Annotated in this window: 21 protein-coding genes; 14 read left to right on the top strand and 7 right to left on the bottom strand. The window is 33.9% G+C overall.

Annotated features, from left to right (window positions below; translation table 11 throughout):
• Positions 1–72: 72 nt before the first annotated feature.
• The 4 genes from H6622_05090 to H6622_05075 all read left to right on the top strand — a co-directional run bounded on the left by H6622_05090 (position 73) and on the right by H6622_05075 (position 2,490).
• Positions 73–792 (top strand): ribonuclease HII, encoded by a 720-nt coding sequence (locus tag H6622_05090; protein ID MCB9060878.1) that lies wholly within the window; start codon positions 73–75, stop codon positions 790–792.
• Positions 793–910: 118 nt separating this feature from the next.
• The gene (locus tag H6622_05085; protein ID MCB9060877.1) at positions 911–1,315 is read left to right on the top strand and encodes a hypothetical protein; all 405 of its coding nucleotides are present in this window, start codon (positions 911–913) and stop codon (positions 1,313–1,315) included.
• Between the two features lie 57 nt (positions 1,316–1,372).
• Positions 1,373–2,104, top strand: coding sequence for a hypothetical protein (locus H6622_05080; protein MCB9060876.1), 732 nt, complete (start codon positions 1,373–1,375; stop codon positions 2,102–2,104).
• 20 nt (positions 2,105–2,124) lie between these two features.
• Entirely contained in the window at positions 2,125–2,490 is a 366-nt protein-coding gene (locus H6622_05075) for a CZB domain-containing protein (GenBank protein ID MCB9060875.1), read from the top strand.
• Here H6622_05075 and H6622_05070 read toward each other — a convergent pair.
• Entirely contained in the window at positions 2,487–2,873 is a 387-nt protein-coding gene (locus H6622_05070) for an STAS domain-containing protein (protein MCB9060874.1), read from the bottom strand. The genes H6622_05075 and H6622_05070 overlap by 4 nt on opposite strands.
• Before the next feature lie 72 nt (positions 2,874–2,945).
• Here H6622_05070 and H6622_05065 point away from each other — a divergent pair, with 72 nt between their 5' ends.
• Positions 2,946–3,776, top strand: coding sequence for an rRNA small subunit methyltransferase 1 (locus tag H6622_05065; GenBank protein ID MCB9060873.1), 831 nt, complete (start codon positions 2,946–2,948; stop codon positions 3,774–3,776).
• Positions 3,777–3,847: 71 nt separating this feature from the next.
• The gene (locus H6622_05060; protein ID MCB9060872.1) at positions 3,848–4,612 is read left to right on the top strand and encodes a 3',5'-cyclic-nucleotide phosphodiesterase; all 765 of its coding nucleotides are present in this window, start codon (positions 3,848–3,850) and stop codon (positions 4,610–4,612) included.
• Here the strand turns inward: H6622_05060 and H6622_05055 are convergent, their stop codons facing one another.
• The gene (locus H6622_05055; GenBank protein ID MCB9060871.1) at positions 4,613–7,354 is read right to left on the bottom strand and encodes a hypothetical protein; all 2,742 of its coding nucleotides are present in this window, start codon (positions 7,352–7,354) and stop codon (positions 4,613–4,615) included. It lies immediately after the preceding gene.
• 186 nt (positions 7,355–7,540) lie between these two features.
• On the opposite strand from H6622_05055, the gene H6622_05050 reads away from it, so the two are divergent.
• The 5 genes from H6622_05050 to surE are packed head-to-tail and all read left to right on the top strand — an operon-like array spanning position 7,541 to position 13,183.
• On the top strand, positions 7,541–8,698 hold the full coding sequence (locus H6622_05050; protein ID MCB9060870.1) for a hypothetical protein: 1,158 nt from the start codon (positions 7,541–7,543) through the stop codon (positions 8,696–8,698).
• Positions 8,683–11,076, top strand: a complete 2,394-nt coding sequence (locus H6622_05045; protein MCB9060869.1) for a hypothetical protein — start codon at positions 8,683–8,685, stop codon at positions 11,074–11,076. Before H6622_05050 ends, H6622_05045 begins: the two co-directional genes overlap by 16 nt.
• Positions 11,048–11,716 (top strand): hypothetical protein, encoded by a 669-nt coding sequence (locus tag H6622_05040; GenBank protein ID MCB9060868.1) that lies wholly within the window; start codon positions 11,048–11,050, stop codon positions 11,714–11,716. The genes H6622_05045 and H6622_05040 overlap by 29 nt, the downstream gene beginning before the upstream one ends.
• The gene (locus H6622_05035) at positions 11,643–12,335 is read left to right on the top strand and encodes a hypothetical protein (GenBank protein MCB9060867.1); all 693 of its coding nucleotides are present in this window, start codon (positions 11,643–11,645) and stop codon (positions 12,333–12,335) included. The genes H6622_05040 and H6622_05035 overlap by 74 nt, the downstream gene beginning before the upstream one ends.
• Positions 12,336–12,394: 59 nt before the next feature.
• On the top strand, positions 12,395–13,183 hold the full coding sequence (surE, locus tag H6622_05030; GenBank protein MCB9060866.1) for a 5'/3'-nucleotidase SurE: 789 nt from the start codon (positions 12,395–12,397) through the stop codon (positions 13,181–13,183).
• Here the strand turns inward: surE and H6622_05025 are convergent.
• From H6622_05025 to H6622_05010, 4 genes are all read right to left on the bottom strand, one after another.
• Positions 13,166–13,750, bottom strand: coding sequence for a hypothetical protein (locus tag H6622_05025; protein ID MCB9060865.1), 585 nt, complete (start codon positions 13,748–13,750; stop codon positions 13,166–13,168). The genes surE and H6622_05025 overlap by 18 nt on opposite strands.
• Positions 13,751–13,757: 7 nt before the next feature.
• Positions 13,758–14,009, bottom strand: coding sequence for a hypothetical protein (locus tag H6622_05020; GenBank protein MCB9060864.1), 252 nt, complete (start codon positions 14,007–14,009; stop codon positions 13,758–13,760).
• A complete protein-coding gene (locus H6622_05015) occupies positions 13,994–15,097 on the bottom strand; it encodes a hypothetical protein (GenBank protein MCB9060863.1) in 1,104 nt (367 codons plus the stop codon). The genes H6622_05020 and H6622_05015 overlap by 16 nt, the downstream gene beginning before the upstream one ends.
• Before the next feature lie 326 nt (positions 15,098–15,423).
• The gene (locus tag H6622_05010; protein ID MCB9060862.1) at positions 15,424–16,455 is read right to left on the bottom strand and encodes a hypothetical protein; all 1,032 of its coding nucleotides are present in this window, start codon (positions 16,453–16,455) and stop codon (positions 15,424–15,426) included.
• A 190-nt stretch (positions 16,456–16,645) separates the two neighbouring features.
• Between H6622_05010 and H6622_05005 the strand changes: the two genes are divergently transcribed.
• From H6622_05005 to H6622_04995, 3 genes are all read left to right on the top strand, one after another.
• Complete coding sequence (locus H6622_05005; protein ID MCB9060861.1) at positions 16,646–22,987, top strand: hypothetical protein; 6,342 nt, start codon at positions 16,646–16,648, stop codon at positions 22,985–22,987.
• A gap of 79 nt (positions 22,988–23,066) precedes the next feature.
• Positions 23,067–23,939, top strand: coding sequence for a ParA family protein (locus H6622_05000; GenBank protein MCB9060860.1), 873 nt, complete (start codon positions 23,067–23,069; stop codon positions 23,937–23,939).
• Positions 23,940–23,949: 10 nt separating this feature from the next.
• Entirely contained in the window at positions 23,950–24,246 is a 297-nt protein-coding gene (locus tag H6622_04995) for a hypothetical protein (protein MCB9060859.1), read from the top strand.
• Here H6622_04995 and H6622_04990 read toward each other — a convergent pair.
• Positions 24,204–24,959 (bottom strand): aspartate/glutamate racemase family protein, encoded by a 756-nt coding sequence (locus H6622_04990; GenBank protein MCB9060858.1) that lies wholly within the window; start codon positions 24,957–24,959, stop codon positions 24,204–24,206. The genes H6622_04995 and H6622_04990 overlap by 43 nt on opposite strands.
• Positions 24,960–25,013 lie beyond the last annotated feature (54 nt).

Genomic DNA, 25,013 nt, shown 5'->3' with positions numbered 1-25,013 from the left:
AAATTTCATAAACATATTGGCCTTCGTTTCGAAGGCCTTTTTTTTATTTCATGATTATAAAGAGGTAATCATATGAATGAACTGTACTTAGATGGATTTTTACGCCCAAAAAACCGCGAGTATCTACAAGTTTTAGGAGTTGATGAGGTTGGAAGAGGCCCCCTGGCCGGGCCAGTTGTTGGGACTAGTGTTGCAATAGAAGGTGAATGGATTGATATAAAATCAATTTGTCTGAACTTAAAAAATTTAAATGTTACTGATTCAAAAAAGCTTACACCTAAAAAGCGTTTGGAAATTTTAGGTAAGTTAGGAATCGAAGTTAACGAACTTAGAGCAAATCAAAGATATGAAGTTGAAGCATTTAAAAAATGTAAGCTATCTTTCTCAATCTCTGAAATTTCAAATACGATCATTGATGAAATAAATATTCTTCAAGCATCTTTACTGAGTATGAAAGAAAGTATCGAGACAGTAACTCAAGGGCAAGGAACTTGGCTGGCCCTTATAGATGGAAATCAACGAATTGTGAATTTAAATAATCATTACCAACAACAGTGTGTTGTGAAGGGAGATTCTAAAGTTATCCTAATTGCACTTGCATCTATTATTGCCAAAGAATATAGAGACAATCTCATGAGTATATACAGTGAAAAATATCCAGGTTATGGCCTTGAGAAACATGCAGGCTATCCAACTCCGACTCATAAAGAATTTATTAGATTAAATGGGCCAACTCCGATTCACCGTAAGTCTTTTAAGGGAGTAAAAGAATACAGTGGATTTTACCAATAATTCATAAATAGTATGTCTAAAAGGTCAGGTAAAGGGCCTTTGAACAGGAAGGAATTTCCGCTTATTTCAATCTACATAATACCTTAAACTAATATAGGACAACATCTGTTGGGTGATTATGAAAAAACTAATTCTTTTAACTTTCTTTACAACAATACTTTTACAAAATGCATATTCAGCGGATGCGAAGTTCAGAACTTTAGCTGTTACTTCGGCCTATGGAACAGTAGGGGGGCTGTTATTAGGAACAGCTTCTCTTGCCTTTGGAACGAGTGGAAGAGCTGTTGCAAAAGGTGCTTCACTTGGACTATATGCAGGTATTCTTTTCGGTGGCTATATAATCGTTTCACATTCCTTGAGATCAGGGGAGTGGGACAGATATTTTGAAAATAATCACAATATTCCGTCTTCACCATATGACAATACAAATTATTATGATTTTAATTATTCGAATATTGAAAGTTCAAAGAAAAAAGATTCAATTGCACAGTTCTATATGAATATGGTCAACTATACTTTTTAGTAGATTCTCCTAACATTATATAGCAATTTTCCGAAAAACATCATACAGGGGAGTTGTATGAAAAGTTTTATTGCAAATCTTTTAGGTTTTGGTCAGTCAGAAGAATTATTGAAAGTTAAAAATGAATTAGAAATTCAACTCGAAAATTCAGCGATTGAATTCAAAAAAATCAATCAAGCACTCTCCGATCGCGATGAAGAAAATTCACTTTGGGAAAAGAAGTTTAAACTACTAGAAGCAGAAAATGCGCAGTTGAAAAAATCACTGTCTAATATCCAAGATCATTTGGCATCTTCTGTAGAATCAAATCTTATTGCTATAGAGCAAGCTGAGAGTATTGGAGAACAGTTTTCTGATGTTATCAATTCATCAAATAAGTTGACCTCAGATATCAAAGAACTTGGAAATGTAATCTTAACTGCTAATAATACAGTTGATACTGTTAACAGAAGAACGCAAGAGGTGATAGGCATAGTGGATCATATCCAGGATATTGCAATGCAAAGTAAACTTCTTTCTTTTAATGCTTCAGTTGAGGCCGCTAGAGCAGGTGAAGCTGGTAAAGGTTTTGCTGTAGTAGCAGAAGAAGTTCAAAAACTCTCAGGAGCAACCTCAACAATGCTTGAAAAAATCAAAGAAGGCATGGAAGGTATCACCGAATCTTCAGAACAGTTAAGAGAGAAAATGATTGAGACAAAACAAAATAGTGATCTAATTGTGAATAAAACATCAGAGTTCAATTCAACCATTCATTTAACAGTACAGGAAAATCAGCTTGCACTTGATTGATTTCAAGCACTAATGATAAAGTGTTTGTTACTCTTGCAAAAATCGACCATATTCTCTGGAAAATTGGTACGTATCAATCGATAATTAATCAAAGACCAATGATTGAATTTGTAGATCATAAAAACTGTAGATTAGGAAAATGGTTTTTGCATGGAGAAGGAGCAAAAAATTTCTCTAAAATACCTTTTTATTCATCACTAGAAGGTCCACACGCCTTAGTGCATGAAGGTACACGAAAAATTCTAAGACACGTTACAGATATATCTAAACATATTCATGATTTAGAAATTGGTGTCAAAGAAATGGAAGAGGCCAGCGATCAAGTTTTTAATATTTTAGATAGAATTTTGGATGCTAAAAGTAATCAACCTAAAAAAGCTGCCTAATTTTCAAAGGTTCTTCTTCTGGCCGCAAAATTTTGAGATAAATGTTCGGTCTCATCTGTATCAAATTGAATTTCCATGAGTTCAAAGGCATCTAAGTCGTATAACTTAAAAACTTTTAAAAATTCACTTTTTACATTGGCAAGTTGTATAGTTTTCTTTTTTTCGTTTAGGATACGAATTGTATCGACAAATTGTCCTATTCCACAAGAGCCTACAAAGTCTAACTGATTCATATCAAGAGTTATTATTGAGTAGGGATTATTTTCAACCAATTCAAATAATTCACTTTTAAAAGGAGAAGTATTTTCAAAGTCTAAGTCTCCTTGCATCTGAATTGTAATATTTCCTCGAGAATCAGTTCTTACATGGGCCTTCATTGACATATTTTTCTCCTTTAGATAGCACTAGATAAACAATATCTACATTGCATTTTAACATTATTAGAGGGAGTAATCATGGGGGAAAAAACAGCGAAGTTAATCCTACTATCTGTACCTATTGGTAACTTGGAAGATATTACCCAGAGGGCCTTAAAAACACTGAATGAAGAACAATATTTTTTTGTAGAAGATACTCGTAATTTCTCAAAATTACTTGATCTTCTTAAAATTGAAAAAATAGGCAAAAAATTCTATTCCTATCATGACCATTCAAAAGAAGATGTTTATGAAAAAATCTTTTTAATACTCGAAGAACAAAATGTAGTGATAGCTTCTGATGCTGGTAGTCCAATTATTTCTGATCCGGCCTATCCACTCGTTAAGAAGGCCATCGAAAAAGGTATCACTGTAACTTCAAATCCTGGAGTGAGTTCCCCCTTAGTTGCTTTAGAATTGTCAGGGCTACCTGCCCACCCATTTATGTTTCATGGATTTTTAGGCAGAGACAAAAGTTCCCTTAATAAGAGTTTTGACCTATTTGAATCAATTGAAGGGGGGCACTTTTTTTTCGAATCACCCAATAGACTAATGGGAACATTGGAGATTTTATGTGCTCGATTTCCAAATGAAAATATTGTCGTTGCGAGGGAACTTACAAAATTTTATGAGTCAGTTTATCGATTTAAGGGCCATGAATTTCAAGATAAAAGGGAAGATATTCTTGAAAAGGGTGAAATAGTCATAGGACTATCGATTTCAAAATCAAAGAAGCTCTCAGAAAGACAAATTGCCCAGTTAGGGGAGGAGTATTTGCAATCTCCAACTCCCAAGGCCTTGTCAAAATTATTATCTCTTATACTTGATCGTCCAACTAAGGAAATTTACAGTTATCTTAATAAAAAATAATTTCACTCGAACGTTTGAGTCTCAACTCGTTTAGGGTTAGAATATTATTACTTGTTTAAAAAGGATAGAACATGCTTGTAAGGATAATTGGTGGCCATGGTGGAGTTTCTCCAGGATTTAGGGCAACTTCATACCTCATTGATGGGAAACTTCTTATAGATGCAGGATCTTGTGCAACGGGCATTTTAATTGATGAACAGGTTTTAATTGAAAATATATTAATTTCACATCCACATTTAGATCATATTAAGGATTTAGCATTTCTGTCAGACAATTGTTTTGGGCTAAAGGACAAACCGTTTGAAGTATACTCAAACTCAACAGTTAAAAAAGCAATTACTGACCATTTAATGAATGAAATCATCTGGCCAGATTTTTCGAAATTGCCTAGTCCTAAAAATCCAACCATTCGTTTTCACGACATTCAACCCGAACAAGAACTCACTCTTGGAGAGTACAAAATTCTTCCTGTCAGAGTGGCCCATCCAGGAAATGCCTTGGGATTTATAGTAGAAAAAAAGGATACCTCAGTTCTTTTTACTCAAGATACTGGTCCAACAGAGAGAATTTGGGAATTGGGAAAACAAAGAAAGAACTTGAAGGCCATTTTTACTGAAGTTAGTTTTCCAAATGAATTAGAACAAGTCGCAATTGCTAGTGATCATCATACTCCGAAGTCAATAGCTGAAGAGATTAAAAAAATGCCAAAAGAAGTACCAATTTTTTTGGGGCATTTAAAACCTAATTACCAGACTCAGCTCTACCATGAAATTGAAGAAATCGGAAATGAAAGAATCGTAATTATTGGATCGAATGATACGAGCTATGTTTTTTAATTATCCATTCATAAAAAATGTTGGATCTATCTGTCCAATCAAATCAACTGATGATCCAGCATATGTAAAATTCGGAAATACTTGTCGTTGAATAGGTTGATCTGTATAAGTGTTATTTGGGAAATAGTTTTGCTTATCGTTCATTTTATTCGTACATGTATTTGTTTCTATGAGTTCATCAGATGTTGAACAGACTTCTTCTGTGTCATCTAAAAGACCTTCATTTTCTTTAGAATTTTCATCAGGGCAGCCCGTGAGGTCGTTATCATCACATTTTTCTTTTTCATTATTAGCAGTACATTCAGGAAATTTCTTATTCGAATCATTACACGCAAGACAACTTTCTTCAATTTTATGTAAATTACTAAGGCACTTTTTGCAATTTTGAGCAGAGTCTAGATAATCATTATCACAAGTTTGAGAAAGAGGAGGCGTTATATAGGCCTTTAAGAGAAGTGCAAAATTTTCTTGAGCAAAGTTTTCGATTTGATCAACAGGAGTTTCACTTAGTTGAGTACAAAATGCTTGAAATGAACTTAGTGCTCCAGTATTTGTATCATCAAATTGTGATGCCATATACAGTATGGTTGAGGAGATGTTTTCTTTGTTAAAACATTTTTTAAAATAATCTTCTTTTAAAAAATCAAAGAATTTTGTCTTTAATGTTGCTGTTTTTTCCTTAAATTCGTTATAGATATTATCTCTTTTAGTATCAATTTCAGCATATTTAGATGGATCATCAAATTGATTTAAAATTGCTTTTTTTATAATATCAAAAAATTGATCTTTGGAATTGATTTCTTTATCGCTTAAGAAGGTTCTTAAAAATTGGCGGTCAATTGTGTTGAGGGAAATATTTCTTTTTTCCGAATTTGCCCCATCTGCTTTTCTTAGTTCGTATTCATATTTAATTTTAGAGATGGCGCTAAGAAATGGTTCAATAAAATCATTAACGTTTTCTGATGATAAAAAGGTTTTAAAAAAATCCTTCATAGAATTATTTAAATCTTCTTTTGCTTGAGAGTTTAATTTAATATTGTTCAGATGTTCTGAACTTGTTAGATATGTTTGAATATTATTAGTGATATTTTTTTCTATATCGATTTGTTTATATAAATCAAAGAGATCATTTGTAGGTCTTTCGTTCTTATGTTCATCAATATATTCTTTCATCGTTTTTGCAGCGACTGATAAAAGCATTCCAGTTTTAGCAAGAGCATGATCTTGAACAATCTTGAATGTATTTTCTATTTCACCTCTAAAAGTTCGATTTTGATCTTTTCCAATATTTTCTTTTATGGCACTATGCAAGTTTTCTTGACAGTTTGGTTCTTGTTTAGAAGTAGTTACGGCCGCAGATGACGGGGCCTTTGAAGTTGTATTTCCTTGGGGTTGATTGGCCCCATTGTTTTTAGGATTGTCCAAAAACTCGTTATACTCTTTAGTCTTTGTTTCTAAATCATCTTTACATTTCTGAATTTCCCTTTCACTGGTCCAATAAAACCTATCTTGATCAGTGCAGATTTTATTAATTTGCTGGGTACAATCATTCTCTGTTTGATCTATTCCATCAATTTGAGGCATTGCTTTACAACTCTTAAGATATTCATTAGCTTGTGAAAGCGTATCTATCATCAGTTGAGAATAAACTTGGCACTGAGCTGTTTTTTCTCCAAGACAATATTGTATAAGTGTATTCATTTTTTTTTGTAGAATTTCTTTAGGTGAATGTGATTGTTTTGCATCATTTATAAGTTTGTGCTTATATTCGATAATATCAGAAATTGACTTGATATTGGGAAGTTCTTTCACACAATTATCGTCAGCTGAGTTGTTTTGACAGTTTTGAATAAATTGATTGAGCTTACTATAACTGAGCAGTTCGCATTTTTTAGGATAGAGATTGTACTCTTTGCATTCTTTGATTAGATTTTGAGCTTTTGTTTTCAAATCTTCGAAAGAATTAGTAGCGCTTTTTAAACTTGCTGTTAGATTTATTATTTTAGTACCACATCGAGCGAATTCATTAAGCGTAAAATCATCACACCAAGGTTTGAAATTATTTTTTAAATCTTCGGAACATTTTGTGGAATCTATGCTTTTTTCTTCACAAGCTTTTGTATAGTCAGCGACGATATCTCTAAAATTTTTAATTAAAATCGCTTCTTCTTCACACTTCTTATGAGTTAGACCATGTTTACAGGTTAAGAAAAAATCAATATATCTCTTCTTAAAATAGGTATTAGCAAGTTGTATATTATTTTTTTGTTTTGTAGAATCTCGATCTTGGACTACTGACCCTATAATATCTAGATTTCTGTCAAGTTGCTCAGTTAACTTTTTTATCTTTTCAAATTCATCTAAACATAAATCTTTAAAATCACTACTTTTATTCTCATCATATATATAGGCATTTGTACAGTTATCCCAATATAGCATTATTTCAGAGTAGTTATTGAGTGGCACACGACTATAATCAAAGGGAATCATCGATTTTCTGAATTTTGTTAGACAGGCAAATTTTTTTTCTTCATCTTTCATTACTTTATTTTCAGGATTTTCCATTTCTATATGAAGCTTCTTACATTTAGAATAAAATTTTAAAATTTGTTCGTTAAGATCTTTAACTTGTTTCTTTTGAGCTTGAGTAATTTCAGCATAGAGATGATGACTAAAAATAAGAAAAATTATAGGAATTAACTTTAATTTGACCTTAATTATTGGACTTAATATCTTAATCATCTCTCCCCCAATCAACTCTTCGGAATTTCTACATATATCTGAACAAATTTCTTCACAAAAATGTTCTCTAAGTATTTAAAATTAATAGATTTTGAAACATTTTTATGTCGCTACGAGCATTGGCAAGTTCCTAAAAATTCAAGATTATGGCCTTTAAATTGAATTGAACTCAACAGGCGAATCATCTTGCATATTGAACAACAAATAAGTTCAACTTTTGGTAAAGAAATATTTTCCCCAGGTTTTGAACGAGTAAAAGGCATTTTTGAAGATTTTCATAGGTACTTTGGGCCCGAACAAATTATTACTATCGCAGGTACAAATGGGAAAGGTGAAACAGCTCTATCAGTAGAGTACCTCCTGCTACGAGAAGGTAAAAAAGTAGCTGTTTGGACTTCGCCTCATATCCATCATATTAGGGAGAGATTTCGATTTAATGGAATGTATATTGATGAGGATGTTTTTGAACAAACATGCTTAGAACTGATGCCTTATTTACATGGATCTTTATCCTATTATGAGTTTCTTTTCTATGTTTTTTGTACTTTTTGCTCGCAAAAAAAACCAGACTATATAGTTCTAGAAGTAGGGCTAGGCGGAAGACTTGATGCAGTAAATGTCTTTGATGCAAAGTACGCGGCCATTACTTCTATTGGTCTAGATCATCAAGAATTACTAGGGGATTCGGAAGTTGAAATCCTAAAAGAAAAATGGGGCGTGACAAGGCGAATGCAGTACATTTTTAGTGGAGTACAACAGCCTGATCTCGTTGATCTTATCAAACAAAAATCAGAAAAATTATCAGCTCGACTTTTCCAAATCAAAGAACATAAAAATGACTATTCTTTGAGAAATCGCCACCTGGCCGTTAAGATTTGTGAATGTGTCTTGGGCCATAAAATTTCAGGAAGGGCCATTGAATCTCTTGAAAAGAAAGTTTTTCAAGGACGTATGGAAAAGTGGAAGTCAGGTCAAGTAAGGTTCACTTTCAATGGGGCCCATAATATCGATGGAATCGAAGCACTTGTCGAAAAAATAAAGTTCGAAAAATTAAAATTTGATCAAATCATAGTTTCATTTTCAGACCGTGACTTTTCTCAAATCAAACGTATGTTGGATACACTACTCAGATACACACAAAATAATGTCATCATTTCTTTGTGTCACTTTGAGCATAACAGGGCCATTGATATAAATAAATTGAATCTTTTAAGAGATATTTATTCAGCTAAAAACAATGTTGAGCTTTATTTGGATTTTAACTCGGCCGTAAAAGGAAAAAATATTTTAGTAACTGGTTCTTATTATTTTATTGCTGAGGCTCAAAAGTGCATTGGATTCTAGTTCTATTATTTTTAGTCTTAAATTTATATTCTTCTCGTGGACTAACTCGTATCAAACATGAAATTAAATTTAAAAATAAAATCCAAATTTTATCAGATAAGGCCATTAGAAAAACAAGTGAAAATTTCTTTGAGGCCGTTGGAAATGTTTTTATAACAAGTCAGGACAATTCAATTTATGGAGATAAAGCTTCTTTAGATATGACAACAGGAGATATCGAAGTTAAGGGAAACGTCAGATATGTATCATCAGGACTTCAGTTGTTTGGATCAAAAATCCTCTACAACTCTAACACAACCCTTTTTACGATAGAAAATGCAAGAGTGGTTTCCCCTGAGTTTTCTGTTTTTGGAAAAATAATAACGAAAAAAGAAAATGGAAATTTTTATGCAAAGGATGCCGAGTACACTAAATGTCGAGATTGCCCTGAATTATGGTCTCTAACTGGTGAAGAAATTGAAATTGAAATCGGCCAATACGTTACAATCAAACATGCATACGTGAAAGTTAAAGAGTCGATTGTTGCTTATGTTCCCTATATCTTTTTTCCAATTAAAAAAAGTAGAGAAACAGGACTATTATATCCTTCATTTTTTTCAAGACCTTCTCAAAAAGAAAATGATAAAACATTTAATTTTTATCAGCCTATCTATTTTGTAACGGGCCAGACTAGTGATATAACTCTCACACCAACATTCATGGAAGAAAGAGGAATTGGCTTTGATGTAGAGTATAGAAAAGTTTTTACCCCTTTTAACTGGGCCGAATTCAATTACTTCTCCCTAAATGATAATCTTTATTATTTTGAAAGCGGCCTTTCTGAACAAAAAAATAGAGAACACTACAGATTTTTTGGGCAATGGGAGCATCATTTTCAAAGATCAAATTATTTAAATCACCATTTAGTTTATAATTTTCTATCAGATCTAGATACAGTTGATGATTATTCTGAAGTTGCCACAAATGATAGTGTAATAGGTGGTGACTTAGGTTTGTATACCTATTTTGATTTACATTTTTTTGATTTCAGTTTTATTACCGAAGTTGGAATGAGAAAAAATATGATCACCCCAGACCGTTTTACATTAGATCATAACTATGTTCAAATGCTTCCTCGTTTAACCATCAAGTCTTATCCAATTTCACTTTTTAGCTCTCACAAATTTTTGATTAAAGACCTTTCTTTCAAATTTCACTCAGAAGGAACAATTTTTAAACAAAACCGTATAAATGAAGTTAATTATCTAAGAAATGCTTACCGTTTAAATACACAACCGGAGTTGGAACTACAATTGAGACCATTAGGGCCATTTCTATTTAGTACAAAAACGATCTTTGATGGGCAATATTATAAGTTCTTCCATTTAAAAAATGAAAAAAACACTTTTTCTAAAAATGCTTTTCTTCTCGAAAGTCAAATCCAATTAGGAATAGACAAAATATTTGGCCATGCTTATGTTGAAAAGTATCTGCCAAGTGATATAAATCTTGAGCGTCAAAAAACAAATGAGAAATCACCTAATAGTGAATATATTGGAGACGTGCCACAGAAGGGTATTGAATATCAAGATAATGTTGTCTTAAAAAATGTCGATTCTTATATGCATTCTCAGGATTTCTTTTTAAGGCATTTCTATCTATTTGATGAATCTATGAATGGTAATCAACGCTTTGCAAATCAAATTAGTGATGAACAAGGACTATTTGATGAATACGATGCAATTCGCTCAAAACAACACGAAAGTATAAGTATCACAACTTTACCGAAAAAAAATACACTTGAACTCTTTTGGCAAAATAATCTTATTAGAAAATCTGTCAAAGTATATAAACCATTTCAGGATAAAAATTTTCTAAGAGATCAGTTTTCTTATTCTGAAGTTGCCTATTTTAATGTTTCACAAGGGATATTACTTAACAGTAAGAGCTCTGATGATTTAGATCAAAAATTAACAAGACTTGCTATTTTTACTGGATTCAATCTAGATAATTATTCTATTTCGATCTCTAATTATTATTACTATAGAAAAAAAACGAATATTTTTAGAACAGATTTTTTAGCAGATTATAAAACCTTTGATTTAAAACTCTATTTCTATAGAGACACTGAGCAAGTTCCTCAACAAAAGACCTTAGGAGGAAGTGTTGTGTATGATGTTAATGATAATTTAAAATTGGGGTTTGCTCTAGAATATGATTATAATTTGTCTAAAATGTATAAACAAATCTATTCAATGCGCTTAAGGCTGTTTAATTGTGTGAATCTAGCATTTGATATAGAGCCATTACCCAACACTAACGAATATAAATTTTCAATATCTCCAATGCCCTCTATTGGTGAGACTGACTATGATAGACACCATCAAATTGCCTTCTAAAATATTCATTGTTGATTTTGAAGATAGTTTTACTTTCAATATTTCGAGTGAAATACAGAATTACTCAAATATAAGACCTGAGATCATTCATTTTAATTGTATAGACCAACTTCATATCGATAATAACTACAAAAATGTTTTCATTCTTGGGCCAGGGCCTGGTCATTCAAAAGATTATCAAAATAAAATATTTCCGTTTCTTAATAATTACCTATTTAAAGACAATGTATTCGTTATGGGTATATGTCTAGGACATCAAATTATTTGTGGTTTTTTGGGTGCACATATCAGTTATCTTAAAAGACCTATTCATGGACAATCAATTGAACTCCCGATTTTTCTAGCTGAACAAAAAATAAAAAAAATAGTGCGCGTTCAAATGTATAATTCCCTCTATGTGAAACATTTTTCGTATCCTGGTATAAGTTTACAAATGTATAAGAATCAATGTCTTATCGCAAAAGGTAGTGGGTTAATAACATACCAATTTCATCCAGAATCGGTAGGAACTTCCAGACGAAGAATATGGTTTCAACCTATGCTTAATTTTATGTATAATAAAGCTGATGATAAGCAGGTTAAAAGTCAACGGTATTTACGATCTTCGAACTCTAGACAAACTAGAGGAACTTTCTATTAAAGACCTCTCATTCGATTTTTATACCAAAGGCCCTAATTTTTTACAGCTTCATAAATTTTTGGAAATAATCGAAAACAATTTTGGGCCACATGCGAGATATTATTTACATTTCAACAATGAAGCAGATTTTGTTGTTGAAAAAATTATATCAGACCTCAAAGAGACAATCCAAAAACTGCCCTTTCCTGTAGATTTTTCAAGACAATTTTTTCTTGAATTTTCTGATAGTAAAAATTTGTACGACTATGATCAGTTTGATTTGTGGCACTACAGGTACTATAACTCCAACTTGAAATTACCTGAAATATTTAAATACAAAAAATTAAAAGGAATTATATTAGATTACAAAGAACTTCTCAAAATTTTTCGAAGTGGGGTTCTTTCGCAATTCATTCAAAATTTATCTCAAGTTTTATATGCAGGTGGTCACCAAAGTCGCTATGAATTGGGTATCAACTTAGACTGGGATGACCCTATTTATCAAATTTTATTTGATTATATAGATTTCGATTTTATCTCACTTTCAATAAACTCAAAAATTGAAGTTTGTTACCGCAATCTGGACCTTGAGCGCTTTGATACTGAATTACGACATATTGCAAAAGCAATTGGTCGCTAATGGCCATATCCGATTTCCTTATGTAGTGTAGATTTCTTTTTATTAGAGAGGAGAAGGATTTGAGAATTTTGCTTTCAAACGATGATGGAGTCTATGCTCCTGGAATAAATACACTTAAAAATAGGTTAAAAGCTAAATATGATCTAAATGTTATAGCTCCACTTGAAGAAAGATCAACTACTGGACATACTTTAACACTTGATCAACCTCTACGTCTTGAGGCCATAGAAGAAAATGTATATGGATGTTCTGGACATCCTGCTGATTGTGTTCTCATGGGAGTGGGGCATCTCTTTGTTGATAAACGGCCTGATATTGTGGTTTCTGGAATAAATAGAGGAGCAAACTTAGGACAAGATATCTATTATTCCGGTACATGCGCAGCAGCTAGGGAGGCCGTTTACAGAGGACTCCCGGCCATAGCTGTAAGTAGCGCTATGAGCTTTTATCCAAACCCAAATGAAAAAGAACATTTTCATGTTGCTGCTCTCGTATTGGATATTTTCCTTTCAATGATAGATTTATCGCAAATTCGTCCATACCTATTTTTAAATATCAATATACCCAATATTGATATTGAAAAGATTAAGGGAGTCAAATTAACCAGACCTGGTTTTAGATATTATAGTGAACAAATTGAAGAAAGAACTGATTTTCGTGGCAGATCGTATTACTGGATAGGTGGTGTTTATGAGGGCTTTAGAAAAATTGAAAATTCAGATTGTGATGCAATTGATGATCAGTATGTTTCTCTATCAGTTATTGATCTTCTAAATCATGAGGTTCTTTTTGAAAATTACTGGCAAGAACTCTGTGAAAAAGTGCAGAGTTCATTGCACATTTGTTAGAAGTTTAAGGTACATAATTGCCGTATTCTGAGCATCTTCTAGTGCTGTGTGAGCGACATCACCCATTTTAAGATATTCCATCAATTTACTCCCTGAAATACATTCAGAAGGAATTTTGCCTTCATCAATTTTTCCAATAACATATGAGGTTAAATCCAGTGTTCGATGTGAAAAATGAGTTCTCATATAATCCCAACCGAGATCTCGATTCATAAAAGGCAAATCAATGGCATTTAATGATTTTCCAAAGAGGACTATTTGTTCTTGCTGATTAAAATATTTTTTAGTTTCTGGAGATTTTAAATACTGATCAAAATCTTTTTTAAAATCTTCTTTTTCAATGCCTTCTTCATTCGCTTTGATGATGAGATCTCTATTATTCTTGGCCACCCATTCATTTAGCCTTGGTTTTAACTCCTCAAATGGTGGACATTTAATATAACGATGAAACTTGAGATCGTGTTCTAATGTTCTGGATTCTGTACAAAATGGGATCATAGCAAATTCTATCATTAGATCGTTTTCGTCCAACCCTGTTGCTTCGATATCAAAAGAGAGATATTTCATAAGAACCTCATAAATAAGAAATTTTAATTCTATCTAATCCCATGGATTTAATCAATTCTAAACTAACTTGACAAGTCAGTAAGTTACCATTCACAACACATTTTTTACAGATTCCTTCTCCTTCACAACTAGAAGCTATAGGGAATTTTAATTCTTGTAATAAACTTAATAAGTCTTTTTGAGGAGAGTAAGAATCTAAATCAATTTGTAAAAGAGTTCTTCCTGATGCTTCCCCAAGAATATCTAATCTGTATGACATGAAATTTCCAAAGCAGAGCGTTCATCTAAAATAGGCCCGCTGTATTGTGAACTATTGTAAAGAAGATTGATTTCACCAATTGAATTTAAATGAAAAATGGGTAGCCTTTTAGACATAAATTCAACATAGAGTTTTTTTTTGTCAATTTTTTTTGTTTCGATCAAGTATCTTTTCGGAGAATCAAAATAAGTCCATCGACCTGAAGATAAAACATCAAGTGTGTGATTTAAATTTGCATCAGTTTTTTCTATTCTCTGAATAAACTGACTTTTCACTTGGTCAGATTCTCTTCCTTTGACTGATGAAATAAAGAAATCAACTCCGTTTTTCTCCAAATAACACAACCTTGGTGTAAAATCTTTCAAAGTCTCACCTAAAAAAATATTTTGATTTCCAAGGTTTAGTTCTGAATGAAAAAGAATAATGGCGCTTAAGAATTTACTTTCTTGGTAAAAAAGTTGGGACGTACTCTGTGATGAATAATATTCGTGGTCAGAATTTGAACATTTATTATTTTTTGCTTGAGTATCTAATCTTTTTTCGTCGACAAATGAAATGGCCTTTTGATTTTTGTAAAAATTTAGGAAACTTTCTAATAATAGTTGTCTATTTAATATATCATCTTTTCGAACGATATCAATCCCTCTACGATAGAAGGGATGAATATCTTTATATTTGATATTGGCCTTTAATTGATAGACATGTTCTTCAAAACTCTTTGAGACTATAATTTGATTGGGTATGATTTTATAAAACTTTTTTAAAAAAACCTCCAGATCACTTTTCTTAGAACTTTGAATCAAACTTTGTGCAATTGATTTTAAATTTCCCAATAGGTATGTGGCATTTTCAATTTTGTTGTTTTCATAATAAACCATTTCTATATTGGCGTTTGGTGAATAGAAATCTGGTCTTATAAGAATATTTAAAAAAATCCAAGCTAGAACTCTCTCTGTCTGGTCAAACTCACTAATGAATTGATCATTGCTTTGGAAAAATTCAATAATTTTTTTGTCTATAGAACTAAGTATTTTGTTCGTCAATGGACAATGGACTGGATGAGGCTTGGGATTGGAAGGAGCTATCATATCTCTTTTAAATAAATTAAACTGGCCGCAAGAAGATATTAGAATAACGGATAATATGAGTCGGAAATATGTTTTTAACATCAGTAATCGCTTTTAAAGTAGTAAAATAAGTGCATTCTAATAAAAAGAACTCTCTTTCTCAAAATAAAAATGACCTTTTTAGGTAAGTTTTGCCCTTTGAAAATATAGTGCAAACAAGTATTGAATTAAGTTATAATTTAAGTGTAGTGACAGGATGTTACTACAGCGTGTAGGCAGGAGGCCAAAAAGAGGGGTCCATTTGCAGGGGGCCCCTTTTCTTTTTTATATTTTCAAGATTTGATCAATTAAAATTTTATCCCTGTCGAAAATAAAGTATTGATGAGACCTGTCTTTAATTCTGATCCATCACTAAAGGCCTCAGTGATAGAAATTGCTTCTCCACTGAATTCCACAAATAATGTGAAGTATTTTGAAACATCTGCAAAATAGCCTATTTTAAAACTTGGTGAAACAAATGCGTATCCCGCAGAAATTATTCCCTCTGTTGAAGATTCTGAATAACCTGCACCAATCCCTAATCCAAAATAAAAATTTCCGAAATCATCTAAAATTTTATCAAAATTATAATACACATCTGCCATTAAAAGATATCGATTAGAAGGAATCACAATGTTTGCTGTGTCCACAGAAAGTGTATCATAGTCATATCTTAGTCCCCAGCTCCAAGCAAATGCATCTGTGATTTGGTAGTATCTGTCTATTTCTCCTCTTAGTCCTTGTCTTTGATTGGTCTGACCCTCAGATGTCGTTGAGACAGTTTCTGATAAAGTAAAGGCGTACCCCCCCCTAAGGAGCCAAAAATTATATAGATTAACTCTTAACTTTCCAAGTTCTGCTATTTCCTGCTCTTCGCGATACTTTTTAAATTGTTCAAAAGACTCTCGTAACTCTGGAGTTTCCGTCCAAAGTGTATCTAGAGTTTTATCCAGGGATTTTTCAAATACAACAATCTCTTTTCTTGAAAAAGGTGCCATCCCATCAGGTTCATTTACTTGCCAAAGTGAGTGATCACTTGTTGCTTCAATACAAGTGGCCACAAGGGATAAATCTGGTGTACTAAAAAGTGACTCTTGCCCAATAAGTATTCCAGTCTTTTTTCCACGTCTGATGACAAAACGTTTTTTTGTCGTTGATACACTTTGCACGACAACTAATTCATCTGCATAAGCACTGATTATTGGTACATAGGCCATAAAAGTATTGAGTAGAAAAATGATTACGTAACTATTTGTTTTCATATAATTTATTCTAATTTGCTCTAGAACTTTATGCACCCCGGACAAAGATACCTCTCCTGTGGCAAATATTATTGTCATTTTTTTTTACTTCCATAACAGAATAACTTATGAGTTTGCGGCCTAACTATCTGTAACTTATGAAAAATCCTTAAAAACCTGATAGTTCGCATATAAATGCAAGGGATAATAGAAAAGTCGAAGCGGAGATTAATCATTTAAAACGCTTAGACGATAAGAAAAGGGTGCATTAGGGGAGTTAAAGAGATTCATGACTAAAATTGTTAGAAAACTATTTCAACAGTATTTAATTGCACTAGGCCTACCAGTATTGGGCCTAGTTACTTCTTGTGTGAATCCAAGTGGAGGAGATGCTGGTGCAAATTGTGGCGCAAAGGCCGCATTTGATACAAAAGCAAGGAAATGTGTCCAAGTTGTCGCAGAGGAACAACCACCCACTTCAAAAAATGGAGGGATCATCATCATCGAGGGTTCTCCAAACTCACAAAATGAAGTTGTCTTAAATTATGAGGATCCTAATGGTGATAGCGCGACACTTTGTTCAATTAAACAGGTAAGCTCAGGTCTTAATATTACCACTGGTGGTAGCTGTTGTATTGCTGGTATCTGTAAAGTTTATATAGACACCGCAGATATTGAGTATCCTAATAAAAATGCTTTTGGATTTATGGCCTTCACTTTTACCGTTACAGATAACGATGGTGAATCAAATGAAGCTCGCATTGATGTTCAAGTACAACCTGTGAATGATCCACCAGTTCTGACTCAGTCACTTTTAACTTTTGGAAGTATCGGAAGTCCAATCAGTGATGAAGTTGCTTACTTGAATACAGTGGCATCCAATGCAACTGATCCCAAAGATTTAGGAGATGAAACATCCTTTACTTATACAATTACTCAAGACCCTGATCCAAATTATGCAACTGTTTCAATGGTTTCTGCGACAGGAGAATTTACTCTTGTTCCAGTTAAGGATGCACAATCATCAGGAACCAAAGTTGTTTCTTTCAAATATAAAGTTATTGATGCAGGAGGTTTGGATGTAGAGGGTGATGTAGACATTGTTTTGGGTTACCAGAATAATAAACCTATACTTACGACCACTCCTTTACCCAATGTCATTGATGAAGATGTAGAAACCTTAATTTCATTCGGATATGATGATCCTGATTCAATATTAACAGCTTTTGACACTTGTCATATTCCAGCTCAAGTTAAAGTTACAACCAGAGACTGTAGCTGTGATCCGATTTTGAAAAAATGCTCAGTCTACGTTAAAAGTTTTGAAAACGACAATGGTTCTGCTAGCTTTGACTATAGGGTCACAGTAGATGGTCAAACTTCAGATACTTCTAGCTTTGGATTTATGATAAATCCTGTTAATGACAGGCCATACGTTATTAGTTATGATGCGGGAGCTGGAGCAACATTTTTTGAAAGTGCAACTGCTGTTTCTCTCAATTATTCATTTAGCGTTCCCAATTCATTAGATCAGGAATCTTCGACAGGTGATCTAACTTATACTATCGTTGCAGGGCCATTTAATGGATCTTTAACAGATGCATGTATGCAGTCAAATTCAGACCTAAATTGTACTTATACTCCAAATGACGGAAATATGTATGGAACAGTAACGAAGGCCTCTATTAGTTCCGAAGATGTTACCTATACCGCCAAAATGGGAGGCTCTTTCGGAAATAAAATCAGAATTATTTTAGATAATACAGCTTTGGCCGGAAGTGAAGTTCTTGAAAGTGTAAACTGGGTGGATGATTCTACTCCACAAGGTAGATATGATATTAAGTTAAAAATTGAAAGTGGAACGACTTCTAATATAACAGTTGCAACTTTGATTTCAACACACCCGATGGCCAACAAATTAATCTCTGTTTCGGCCTTAGGCGGGCCAACAGCTCAAACATCAGGAACTCTTGATCTTGTAGGAGGTACTGATGGAGCAGATTATTTTATATTTGAAGTGACAGATCCACAAGGTGGTAAGAATCGAGGAGTTGTAAACATTGATATCGTTGGGGTTAATGATAAACCTGTGATATGTGATTACACTTCAGACTCTGATAAAGCTGGCATGTCTGATTGTTCTGGAGATTGTAGAGGTTCTAGTTCTCCAATTGGAAATATTACTCCAGTATCTCATAAAAGTGATTTCTCACTCTATTATTACCAAGAAGGTTCTGCGATTTGTTGGAAAAGTACGGGAACAACAAATTCAGATTGGGAAATCGTAGACAGCTATATGGGAAATTATTCTTTTAATGAAGGTGATTCATATCAAATTACAGGTATTGCTGTGGATGAAGGTGGTGCATCGGGAAGTGGTACAAATGAAGATGCTCAAACAGTTTCAGTAAATATATTAAGTTCAAAGAAAGAGGGTTCTTCTGATAATAGTATTGTTTTACCTGCAGCAAATATTATTCCCGTAGCACTATCTGATGGAATCAACTCTGCAGATCAACAAAACTTTGTCATCAATCTTTCTCCAGATCCAGGTCAAAATGGAACGAGTGATATCGTCCTTGAAGTTGTAGATAGTAGTGCAGCTTCAAACCAAGTGACATTTCAGATAACCATAAACTCTGTTGCTGCAAATCACGGAGGATGGAAAGATATTATCGCCGTAGGGCCAAAATATGACCGTTACTCCCAAAAACTTAAAGATGGTTTCATCACACTCGAGTGGAATGATTTCAATTTTATAGGAAACGTAGAGGGATCATCAGTTTCGATTGGAGGGTGGGCCATCTTTAGAAGCACAACTAAGAATGGCTTTGACTATACAAAACCAACCTTAGTCTCAAATGTTGCTTCATTAAGAAAATTTACTGATACATTTACTGCAGATAAAACTGTTGGTACGACTTGTGTAGACAACAATTGCCACCCAAATCGCGGGCAGGTTTTTTGGTATCAAGTTATGCCTTTGGATTCACTCAACAATCAAATTGTCCCAACACGAGAGCCTTATTCTCAACTAAGAGTCATCCTCCCACCAAAAAATAAAGTTTGGGTTTCAAGATTGATCATGAATAAAGAAATTTGTGGAAAAATGAGTCTCAATATTGAAAAAGGAAAAGGGAAATATTACAGATGTGCTTACAATGGTTTTGGACAAAGAAGATGTGATTACTCGAAAAGTGAATGTTTTACAGCTAATTCAGAATGTACTGGAAATGGATCTCCTCTTGGGTCTGGACTCAGTATTACTGCAAAAAGCGTAGGGGCCTTGTTTTATGACACTTCAACTAAGTCTTGTTACAAGTCCAATAGTACGACTCCAGGAGATTGGACTATTATAGATTCTTCAATTCAAGATCCTTTGGATAATTATTTTGATATTGGCCATGACCTCATGGTAGATGCGATGGAAGCTGGGTGTCCTTACACTCTTGCGGCAAACGATGCTAACGGAGACTGTGGTGGAGATAGCTGTGTCGGTCAATCATTGCCCCCAACAGGAACAGCTGGACTCATCTTCTACGACCGAAACGATGGACAGTGTTACCAATACAATCGAGGAGGATGGAGAGAATTTGGAGGATGTCCCTATCAATCAATCGGAAGTGCAAAACCAGCTGATGGGACTTTGCCACTAAATCAAATATTTTACGATCAAATTGCTGATATTTGCTATATAGGTGACTCTAGCGCAAATGCTCAAACTTATACAGTTGAATCTTCTTTTGTTGATAATTTAGTCCACGCTTATCTACCTCCTCTTGTCAATGTGAGACAAAAAACTGCGCAGAGATTATGTACTAGTAGAAGCGACATCGATGATTCATTGATTTCAGGACTAACCACAACTGCAGCAGTAAAATCCTCATTGCCAAATAGAACTCAGCAAGTTGCTTATTCAGCTTGGCCAGAAGGTGTTGACAGCGTAACCTTAACGAATAAAGAGACTGGAACTAGTTTGAATGTCTTGTCTCGTTGTAACTCTTCAAATGCCTCTGGACTTTTAACTGGATACACTGAAAGTGATATACCCCCATCGAGTTATTCTTTTTCACTTCCTGGAACTCAAAGCTCAAATATTCGTTCTCTATACACGGGATCGGTTAGTAATAATATTTTTAAATTCACTGAACTATGTACATCTCGATATGGAGTACAAGATGCCATCGGCAACGTTGCTGAATGGGGACTTGAAAGAGTTAAATGTTATACTGATAAGACTTGTAAAATGTCGACTTCTCTGGATGATTCTCGTCTGTTTCTATTTGATGAAGATTATAATAATAATAGTCTCTTTGATGACGTCTATACGATGGATGGAAATATGGGCCCATGTAATGAGCTCGATGGTATAGATAAGTGTTCCAAAGCTGATCGATATTTAACAACTACAACCATTTCAGATAGACTAAATGGAGGAAACTATTTTTCTGTACCTATTGGTCTACCCATTAACGATTTTTATTTCACAACTCCAATTGCATCAAACTCTTATTTTTCAGATTTTTTTAAACAAATAGGCCCTGGAATTTCAGAAGATGAACTTAGAGATGATGTACATGTCTATAATGCAGAAAATATTGCAAATACAATTGAAGGTATTACAGTTAACAACCCAAATGATTTTATGTCTCAGGCCGCAGGACTTGCCTATGGGGGAAGTTATCTTAGTGGAACAGGAGCAGGACAGTGGGCATTGGAATTCATACCAGCTTCTAGTTACAAACCAGATGGTAGGGCCAAACGTACTCTAAATAATAATGGGCTTCTCGTTCAGGCCGTCGAAGTTGGAAAACTAGGAAATAATATTTGTATTGCAATTAGTGATGAACAAACAGGTCCTGCGAGCGTATCAGTTAATGAATCAGCAGATTGCAAATTTAATGGTAGTATCATTAATACAGATGTGCTTGTCACAGTAGATATTGACCCAGAATCAACAACTGTAGCTGATATTCAAAATGCAGTGAATACACATCCCATTGCCAGTAGATATCTAAAAATCTCACAAGGTGCATCTAATTTTGATCTTGCTCAATTTGAAAATAGATCAGTTTCCTTTTTCAATAGTGCAGGGCTAGAATATGCAAGAGTCCATAGATTATTTGAAACAACTCCTTTTTGCATGGAGTTTACTTTCGGAGGTTCTAATACAGGTTCGATTAAAAATACAACCTACGATTGTGATGGAGATGGCGATACAAGCGAAAAGAGATATACTTATGATGCGCCTGCTGGTGTGAGTAGTTTGGCTGCAAATTTTGGGTCAGTTTCAAATTTTAATACTAATGTTTCTGGAACTAATGTGCGCCTTATTGGAGTAGAGCAAGTTGATGGTCTAGTCACTCCTCCTTCTGGTACAGTTGAATTATTTGAAAAAGAAACCACAAAGGCAAACGCTGTTGCAAGTTTTGGACTAACAGATACTGACCCAATTTCGAGTTCAAATGGAATTTATATCAGATCAACTGGATCAGACTTTGGGGCCTATTTAAGCAATGATATAAACATCAAAATCTTTAATAATACAACCGCAACAGATTATGTCTTAAGTGCTTGTCCTAATATTGTCATCAGTATTGGTTCTAATACTTCAGTAAGTGGGCTCGTTGATTTAATAAATTCTGGTTCAGGTCTTGATTGTGTACAAGCTAAATTAATGTCTCCATTAACTCTGAATAATGGTACAGCTCAAGGGGTTGTCTTTCCTACTGAAGATAATGCTCCTACTTTTTATTTAAGTGAAGGAGAAAAGGTTTTTAGAACCTTCAACTACATTGAGTACAAGGGTGGTAGCGAGGATGTGAAGTTAAAAGTTGAAGCTGCTTTTGGTGGAAAATTTCTTGATGGGTACTCTCTAAATATAACTGCAAATGATGGAATAAACGTTTTTGGGGCCTCTAAAAGCCCAACAGATGCTCCTGGCGGACCTATTTGTTACATAGGGGCCTTAGGCGTAGACTACACAACTCGAAGACAAATAGATATCGACTGTCATTCAAATGCTAAATGGAGTGATGTTGTTGCTATTTTAACTGATCCAGATGAACCATTAAGTAAACTCTTTAAAAATGTTTCTACTTCCACAGGAAGTAGCACTATAGAGGATATAGGACTTTTAAATTTCACTCGTTCTGAAGAGAGTACCACATATTATTTTGCTGATGCTAATCTTGATAGTTACATGGGACCTATTAAATTTGAAGCAATAGAACCTGGTACTGCAGGACGACAAATTTCGATTGAATTTATAAAAGGCGAAAAAGGCCTAGTTAGTGGAACTGAAACTGATACACACTTCGTTTGGGGTGTGGATGATTATACCGGTACAGTTTCAATTGCGAACGCAATCAATGAAAATACAACAATTAATAAATTTTTATACGCCAATGTACCTGCTGTTGACTCGACAGTTGATCAACTCCCGGCCATAAAATTGGGACAAGAAAGAATAGAAGGAGTTCAAAGTGGAAGGGGGGGAATAGTAGGCTCGCCGATGCAACTGATTGGAGGGACAAATACTCCAACAGATTATGGCTATAACCGTCGCTCCGATATTGGTATGCGTTGTGTTGCTCCTATCATTGAGAGTGACTATCTAGAAAATTACTAAATTCAAACAATCTTAAACTTGGCACTCTAGTTTTTTTATCACACAATGTGATAAGATTTCTCGATCTTGGAGGTCAGGGATGGGATTCTTCGGTAAACGTAAAATCATTGACAGTGAAACCATTAATGAAAAAATGGGGAAAGTAATAACTTTTCTCAATCAGAAAGGTGGAGTTGGAAAAACCACACTGGCCTTCAATACTGCTCATGCTCTGGCCAAAAAAGGCGCAAGAGTGCTTTGTATTGATATGGATCCTCAGGCCAATCTATCTCTTCTTTTTGAAGTGGATTGCGATTTGAATGAACAAAAAAATATTCATCACTTGCTTTTGAACTCAATTCGAGAACTCAAAGTACTCCATACAAGTAATAATTTTGCTGACGTCGTCGTTAGAGGTGAGGTTGATCTACTTCCCGCTGGACAAGAGTTATCTGGATTTGAATTATCAGTTGCAGGTATCTCTGCTCCACGACAACTTATTCTTAAGAAATTTATCGAAAAAAATCATCTCTTAAACATGTATGATTATATAGTAATTGACTGTCCTCCAACTTTAGGACTTCTTGTAGTTAACGTTCTTTGTGCGGCCCAGGGAATTATGGTCCCATTTCGGCCGGATGATTTCTCAAGAAAAGGACTATCACACTTCTATGAGGTTTTAGAAGACATTGAGGATATGGGAATAACTGAAGGCCCACAGGTTCTTGCTCACATTCCGAATTTAGTTGAGATTCGGCGAAAGCAAGAAAGTGATGATCTAGAACGAATAACAAATGAATTAAAAGAAGAGTTTGGCCATGACAACATCGTCTCTCCAATGCCCAATAGAATTCATCTTATGAAATCTCAATCCGCACGCAAGTCAGTTTATGAGTTTCATACTAAAGATTTTAAACAACTCCAAAACCAATTTGACGAATTGGCCAATATAATTACAGACTGGAACCGCTAAAGGATGATTCATGAGTGAAAGTTTAAAAAAGAAAAAAAAGAAAAAAACAAACCCACTTTACGCAGTCTCTGAAAATGGAAAAACTGTAGAAGAGGCCTCTGGCCCAATTGATTTTATTATAAAATCTCTTGGTTTAACAAAAACAGTAGAAATACTTTCCGAAATTTTTCAATTTATTTGTACTCAAGTTGAAACCTATGCAGGTCTTAAGTGGCTTAATGAATTTGTCGTAGAATGGATAAAACTTCTTCGGACTGGTGTTTCTCAATTTACAAAACTCTTTAGTGCCGCTCTGGCGACAAATTGATTATTTCTTAATGTCGTCCATTTGTCAGAAAGTACTTCTTTGAAGAATATCGTATTTTCTTTATAAGATTGAACAGAATTAAAATTCAGTATTTTTAAAATTTGCTTAACAACAGGTATTTCCGTAGAGTGACAAATTCCCCCTAGAAAATTTTCGAGCTCATCCTTAATCAGGCCATAATGAGTACATCCTAAGATGTAGTCACTAAAGTGTCCTTTGACAGTTGATAGATCTTCTCTAATTATCGCTTGTAAATCTGCATAATTTTGATCTATCAAAAATTTTTCAATTGCACTCGCTAGATTTAAACAGGGATGTATAAAAATATCGGTATCTTTGATTTTATTAATTAAAGTAGGCGATTCACAAGTCCTTTTCGTGGCCAATAAACATACTGAATTAGTTTTTTTGTGTTTAACTATATTGAGATAGGGTTCAACTCCTACAAAGGGAATTTTATAATTAACTCGTAGTGATGAAATGCAATTGACCGTTGCCGTGTTACAGGCCACCACAATCAAATCAGCTTTAATTTTATAGAAATGATGCGCAATATTATTAGTTCTTTCAATTAGTTGTGATTCTTTTAATTGGCCGTAGGGATGAAATTCTTTATCAGCAAAATAGAAAATTTCAAAACCATATGAATATTTATTTAATTCATTTAAAACGGACAACCCACCAAGACCTGAATCGAATAGAGCAATTTTCATTTTCATCCCTGTAAAAAATATCTATACATACTTACTTCTGTTTGCAAAAGCAAT

Source organism: Halobacteriovoraceae bacterium, from assembly GCA_020635115.1.
Classification (GTDB): domain Bacteria; phylum Bdellovibrionota; class Bacteriovoracia; order Bacteriovoracales; family Bacteriovoracaceae; genus JACKAK01.
The sequence above is the reverse complement of the archived record's forward strand: the minus strand, read 5'-3'. Positions and strand labels throughout refer to the sequence as shown.